Here is a 384-nt window from a genome sequence, read left to right on the forward strand (position 1 = left end):
CCATAAGACGAGGCCCGGATCGGTCAGAAGAACGGCATCGTCCGGCAGTGGGCGCGGCGGGGAACGCGGCCCCGCCAGGCCGCCGACCAGCGCTACGACAATGCCTGGCTGTTCGGGGCGATCTGCCCGGCGCGCGGCGTCGGTGCCGCCTTGGCCCTGCCCTATATCGGTACCGAGGCCATGCAGATGCATCTCGACGAAATCTCGACCATGGTGGCTCGGGGATCGCACGGCGTGCTGCTGCTCGATCGCGCCGGATGGCACACCACGAGGATGCTCTGCATCCCGAAGAACATGACGCTGATCTTCCTGCCGTCGCGATCGCCGGAGCTGAACCCGGTCGAGCAGATCTGGCAGTATCTGCGATCGAACTTTCTCTCCAAC

At 65.6% G+C, this 384-nt stretch carries 1 pseudogene; it reads left to right on the forward strand.

The features are described from left to right. Positions 1-6: 6 nt before the first annotated feature. A pseudogene (locus tag GWG67_RS38905) lies at positions 7-384 on the forward strand (IS630 family transposase); the annotation flags it as partial.

Origin of the sequence: Bradyrhizobium sp. CSS354 (assembly GCF_029051725.1) — a bacterium.
Lineage (GTDB): Bacteria > Pseudomonadota > Alphaproteobacteria > Rhizobiales > Xanthobacteraceae > Bradyrhizobium.